This is a genomic window from Cytobacillus firmus NBRC 15306, assembly GCF_001591465.1.
In the GTDB taxonomy this organism is placed as follows: Bacteria; Bacillota; Bacilli; order Bacillales; family Cytobacillaceae; genus Cytobacillus; species Cytobacillus firmus.
Genome location: NZ_BCUY01000136.1, coordinates 1 through 6,125, shown reverse-complemented (window position 1 = coordinate 6,125; position 6,125 = coordinate 1). Strand labels below are relative to the sequence as shown.

General features: G+C 43.4%; 5 protein-coding genes. 4 read left to right on the top strand and 1 reads right to left on the bottom strand.

Translation table 11 applies throughout. From position 1 onward, the window contains the following. Positions 1-365: 365 nt before the first annotated feature. Positions 366-1,325 (bottom strand): YaaC family protein, encoded by a 960-nt coding sequence (locus BFI01S_RS20645; protein WP_061794269.1) that lies wholly within the window; start codon positions 1,323-1,325, stop codon positions 366-368. A 112-nt stretch (positions 1,326-1,437) separates the two neighbouring features. On the opposite strand from BFI01S_RS20645, the gene guaB reads away from it, so the two are divergent. The 4 genes from guaB to pdxT all read left to right on the top strand — a co-directional run bounded on the left by guaB (position 1,438) and on the right by pdxT (position 6,084). Continuing rightward, the gene (gene guaB / locus BFI01S_RS20640; RefSeq protein WP_061794268.1) at positions 1,438-2,901 is read left to right on the top strand and encodes an IMP dehydrogenase; all 1,464 of its coding nucleotides are present in this window, start codon (positions 1,438-1,440) and stop codon (positions 2,899-2,901) included. A gap of 236 nt (positions 2,902-3,137) precedes the next feature. Next, positions 3,138-4,442, top strand: a complete 1,305-nt coding sequence (locus tag BFI01S_RS20635; protein ID WP_235831247.1) for a D-alanyl-D-alanine carboxypeptidase family protein — start codon at positions 3,138-3,140, stop codon at positions 4,440-4,442. Positions 4,443-4,603: 161 nt separating this feature from the next. Continuing rightward, entirely contained in the window at positions 4,604-5,485 is an 882-nt protein-coding gene (gene pdxS, locus BFI01S_RS20630; protein ID WP_061794266.1) for a pyridoxal 5'-phosphate synthase lyase subunit PdxS, read from the top strand. Positions 5,486-5,496: 11 nt separating this feature from the next. Beyond that, positions 5,497-6,084, top strand: a complete 588-nt coding sequence (gene pdxT / locus BFI01S_RS20625; protein ID WP_061794265.1) for a pyridoxal 5'-phosphate synthase glutaminase subunit PdxT — start codon at positions 5,497-5,499, stop codon at positions 6,082-6,084. The last annotated feature ends 41 nt before the right edge of the window (positions 6,085-6,125 follow it).

Here is a 6,125-nt window from a genome sequence, read left to right as displayed (position 1 = left end):
GCTGCCGGGCACATGAAAGAGCACCTGATGGGTGCTCTTTTTGTGTGTAATTATATATATCCGAATCAAAATATCTTAGGTGGACTCTTCTGTTCATTAAAAAAAATTATATGCGCCATGCCTTATCTCGCCCTCTATACTAAGAGTCGATTTCATTCACCATAAAGAAGAATTGTGCCAAATGTGAGATAAACTCCAAAACATGCCAGATAACATCCCAAACCTGTTAGATAAACTGCCAAGCATGCTCCTTCCCCGGAAAAACAGCTGCCAGCTTAAATTCAGTCATCGCCGCACTCTGCCGTAGCAAAACGGCTAATACTGCACACAAGAGATCTGAACCAGCATCCCTCCCACCAATAACCTTACTGCTTCTTATCAGCCAAATACTGATAAATCAAATACGGCCCCTTTGCAGCCGTAATTTGAAGAAATGTTTGAATAAAAGGATAGTCTTTATTCGGCATCATTTTGATCAGTTCACTCCACCATTCTGTTTCGTAGCGGGCAATCATGCTTAAGTTATACAGCAGCAGATAATGAATAAGAAGTTCAGGGAAATCAATCAAATCATCTTTGGACAGCGGGAAGAAAACACTTCCAGAATCCAGGCTATATCGTAAGGGCTTGAAATCATATGTATTCAAATTTTCCATCTTGAATTTCAATGCTGACTCCTCTGAACCCTGAAAGCTTATATTAAAGTCTGACTTTGACTGCAGATATTCCACAAAACGGGACTCGGTCATATGAAAGCGATCAAGGATCAATTTGGGCAATAGGAATGTATCCTTTTCCAGCTCTGCACCGAGAAAAGTAGTACGGCCCTCTGTCTGGCTGTACAAATCATTAAGCTCCGGAATCTGGCCAAATAACTTTCCCATTGTTGTTTTTTCGCCTTCCAAATGTTTCATGTGGAACAATTTTTCTCCCATATAAGGGAAAAGCCCGCTTTTTTGAAATTTCACTTCATCCTGAAAAAAATTATATTGCTGCTTCTTTCTTTTCCGGGTGGATACACCGTGTGCCAAAACAGAAGTAGTCTCCGGATAATTAGGATCCACAGTCAGTATGCAGGCCTTCACAAGGTGAACAAGTCCATAAAAAAAGAGAATCGGCTTGATGACCAATGGTGCCTTCTCTGCCTGCTCATAGTATACTTGCCCGTGTTCTAGATAGTATATAAAAGGGTAACTGTTTTCATAGCTCTTTTGTTCAGCCTGATCCAGGTTTTGCTTTTGGTAGCATTTCTTTAAAAATTCCTGTGACGTGTTCGCAGAAAAAAAATATAAAAAGGAGCTTTTAAAATCAAATGGATGTATCACAGCCAGTCCTCCGAATCTTTTGAAAAATCCAACATATTAATCCGTCCTTGACAGTATTTTGTCCAATTGATAACCTACTAATAATATTTTCGAGTCCAGGAGGTCAAAAAAGATGTGGGAAACTAAGTTTGCTAAAGAAGGTTTAACTTTTGATGATGTTTTACTGGTTCCATCTAAATCAGAGGTGCTTCCTCGTGATGTAAGCCTCAAAGTTAATTTGACTGAAAAGATTGCACTCAACATTCCAGTGATCAGTGCCGGAATGGATACGGTGACTGAAGCAGAAATGGCGATCGCTATGGCGCGCCAGGGCGGTTTGGGAGTTATCCATAAAAACATGTCCATAGAACAGCAGGCTGATCAGGTGGATAAAGTAAAACGTTCAGAAAGCGGCGTTATTACGGACCCATTCTTCCTCACTCCAGAACAGCAGGTATTTGATGCAGAACATCTAATGGGCAAGTACCGGATTTCCGGTGTGCCAATCGTAAACAATACTGAGGAACAGAAGCTTGTTGGCATACTGACAAACCGTGACCTCCGATTCATTCAGGACTTTTCGATAAAAATTTCAGATGTGATGACAAAGGAAAATCTAGTAACAGCCCCAGTAGGAACTACATTAGATGAAGCAGAAAAGATTCTCCAGCAGCATAAAATTGAAAAATTGCCGCTTGTAGATGATGAAGGTGTTTTAAAAGGATTAATTACCATTAAAGATATTGAAAAAGTCATTGAGTTTCCTAACTCGGCAAAGGATGAGCGAGGACGCCTGCTGGCAGGTGCAGCGGTTGGCGTAACCGGCGATACGATGAAGCGTGTTGAAATGCTTGTTAAATCACATGTGGATATCATCGTAGTGGATACAGCACATGGACATTCAAAAGGCGTGCTTGACACTGTACGCGAGATCAGAAACACTTATCCGGATCTGGCCATTATTGCAGGTAACGTTGCAACAGCCGAAGCGACAAAGGATTTGATTGAAGCGGGTGCTGATATCGTAAAAGTGGGAATCGGGCCTGGCTCGATTTGTACAACACGCGTTGTCGCAGGCGTAGGGGTACCTCAGATCACAGCGGTATATGATTGTGCAACTGAAGCACGCAAGCATGGCAAATCAATCATTGCTGATGGCGGAATTAAATATTCAGGCGATATCGTGAAAGCTTTGGCAGCAGGCGGACATGCCGTAATGCTTGGAAGCCTTCTTGCCGGTGTTTCTGAAAGCCCTGGCGAAACGGAAATTTTCCAGGGACGCCGCTTCAAGGTATACAGAGGAATGGGTTCTGTTGCAGCCATGGAAAAAGGCTCAAAAGACCGTTACTTCCAGGAAGATAATAAAAAGTTTGTTCCAGAGGGCATCGAAGGGCGCATTGCTTATAAAGGGCCTTTATCCGATACCATTTACCAGCTTGTCGGCGGTATCCGTTCTGGAATGGGCTATTGCGGAACAAAAGATCTTCACGAGCTTCGCGAAAATGCCCAATTCATTAAAATGACTGGTGCAGGCCTGAGAGAAAGCCATCCGCATGATGTGCAGATTACAAAAGAGGCGCCAAACTACTCGCTATAATCCATTAAAAGCAGAAGAGGGAAACCTTTTTTGCTTTTTTTAATGCCAAAAAATTGAACCTAGGAAAATACTAATGCATAACAATGGCTAAGAGAGGCAGGAATAGGTAATTACTCTATCTATTCTTTGAAACAGAGTTATGATAAAATAACAAAAGTGTATTAAAACGTTGGAGGGCAGTAAAATTGAAGAAAACATTGTACCGTAAGTCTATCGCTGGATTCCTTGCCTTGGTCATGATATTAGGTCTTTTACCTGGTATACATAAAGCACATGCGGAAGATATTTTAAATATCAATGCCGATGCTGCTATTTTAGTAGATGCAGAGACCGGAAAGATTTTATATCAAAAAAATGCGGATAAAGTACTGGGTATTGCCAGTATGACAAAAATGATGACAGAATACCTGCTTCTTGAAGCCGTTGAAAAAGGCAAAGTGAAGTGGGATCAGGAATACGCAGTAAGTGAATATGTATGGAAAGTTTCACAGGATCGTGCCTTATCGAATGTCCCGTTAAGAAGAGACGGCAAATACAATATCCGTGAATTGTATGAAGCTATGGCTATCTACTCTGCGAATGGTGCAACGATTGCGATTGCAGAAACGATTGCCGGTTCTGAAACCAACTTTGTTAAGATGATGAACGAAAAAGCGGCAGAGCTTGGGTTAAAGGATTACAAATTTGTGAATTCCAGCGGTTTGAACAACCGTGATTTAAAGGGATCTCCTCCTGCGGGCGGCCCTGAGGAAGAGAACGTGATGTCAGCAAGAGATACAGCCATGCTGGCCAAAGAATTGATTAACCGGTTCCCGGAAGTACTGGAAACGGCAAGTACCCCTAGAAAGACCTTCAGAGAGGGTACAGATGATGAAATTAAAATGGAAAACTGGAACTGGATGCTTCCTGAGCTGGTATATGGCTATGAAGGGGCAGATGGCCTTAAAACAGGTACAACTGACTTTGCCGGATACTGCTTTACAGGAACTGCTCTGAGAGATGGCAGCCGCTACATCAGCGTTGTCATGAATGCTAAAGGAGCGAATGGCCAGGCTACTTATAAATCCAGATTCGATGAAACCAAGAAAATGTTCGATTTCGGTTTCACCAACTTCACGAAAGAAGAAATCGTTCCTGCCAAATATCAGGTGAAAGGCCAGAAAACAGTGCCTGTTACAAAAGGGAAAGAAGATAAAGTGAAGATTTTTTCAAAAGATGCCATCGAAATGGTGATGAGAAATGGGGAAAAGGAAAACTTTAAGCCCGTTCTTGTTCTGGATAAAAAGAAATTGAATGAAAATGGTGAATTGACTGCTCCTATTAAAAAGGGAGAAAAGGTCGGCTATTTAACGATCGAGTCCAAAGAGGACGGGAAGCTTGAGTTCCTGTCTGATAAAGGCAAAGGCAATATCCAGGTGGATGTTGTAGCCGCTGAAAGTGTTGAAAAAGCAAACTGGTTCGTGCTGACTATGCGCAGCATCGGCGGGTTCTTCGGTGATCTTTGGGGAAGTGTTTCCTCAACTGTAAAAGGTTGGTTTTAAGAAAAAGGGCTTTCCTGTCTTGACAGGAGCCCTTTTTCATTGCATATTTTCAATAGGGAAAATTCCGAGTAAAGTAATCTATTTTCCTTTTTTTGAAAAGTTATTTTTATCATAATATTTAACCCATCCAGAGCAGATGGTATTTACGAAGGGGGATAAACATGAAGACAGGTACAGATCGTGTTAAACGGGGAATGGCAGAAATGCAAAAAGGCGGCGTTATTATGGACGTCGTTAACGCTGAGCAGGCAAAAATCGCAGAAGAAGCTGGTGCAGTAGCAGTTATGGCACTTGAGCGTGTTCCTTCTGATATCCGTGCAGCCGGCGGTGTAGCACGTATGGCAGATCCGCGTATTATGGAAGAAGTAATGGGTGCAGTTTCAATCCCGGTAATGGCAAAAGCACGTATCGGCCATATTGTAGAAGCTCGTTTGCTTGAAGCGATGGGTGTCGATTACATAGATGAGAGTGAAGTTTTAACTCCTGCCGATGAAGAATACCATTTGAATAAAAGAGACTACACTGTTCCATTCGTTTGCGGATGCCGTGATTTAGGTGAAGCAGCACGCCGTATTGGCGAAGGTGCTTCCATGCTTCGCACAAAGGGTGAGCCTGGAACTGGAAACATCGTTGAAGCTGTGCGCCATATCCGCAAGGTGAATGCACAGGTGCGCAAGGTTGCCGGCATGAATGAAGATGAGTTAATGACAGAAGCTAAGCTTCTGGGAGCGCCATATGAGCTTCTTTTGGAAATCAAGAGCCTTGGACGCCTTCCAGTCGTAAACTTCGCAGCAGGCGGCGTTGCAACACCTGCAGATGCAGCTCTAATGATGGAGCTTGGTGCTGACGGTGTGTTCGTAGGATCAGGTATCTTCAAATCTGAAAACCCTGCGAAATTTGCACGTGCCATTGTGGAAGCAACTACACATTACCAGGACTACAAATTAATTGCTGAACTTTCAAAAGAACTTGGCACACCGATGAAGGGAATCGAAATTTCTTCATTGGCTCCTGAAGCTCGTATGCAGGAGCGCGGCTGGTAAGGAGAATCGACATGATAAAGGTTGGAGTATTAGGGCTGCAGGGTGCGGTCAGAGAGCATGTTCTATCGGTAGAAGCATGCGGTGCCGAGGCTGTGGTCATCAAACGCAAAGAGCAGCTTGATGAGGTGGACGGGCTTATCCTGCCTGGCGGTGAGAGCACGACCATGAGACGCCTCATTGATAAATATGATTTTATGGACAGCCTTAAGGAGTTTGCCCAGTCAGGAAAGCCGATGTTCGGAACATGTGCCGGGCTTATCCTTCTTGCAAACCATATTATTGGCTATGATGAGCCTCATATTGGTGTGATGGATGTCCGGGTGGAAAGAAATTCATTCGGCCGCCAGCGCGAAAGCTTTGAAGCTGAACTTGATATTGCCGGAGTGGCAGAAGACTTTGCGGCAGTCTTTATTCGTGCGCCGCATATTGTCGAGGCGGGGGAGAATGTTGAAATCCTTGCCAAGCACAATGGCCGGATTGTGGCCGCGCGTGAAGGCAGATTCCTCGGATGCTCTTTCCATCCGGAACTGACGGATGACCATCGCCTGACAGGCTATTTTGTTGAAATGATTAAAGAGTCAAAGCAATTAGCAATTTGAATATTTTGGTTGCAAATGGAACATAATTGTAGTACATTATC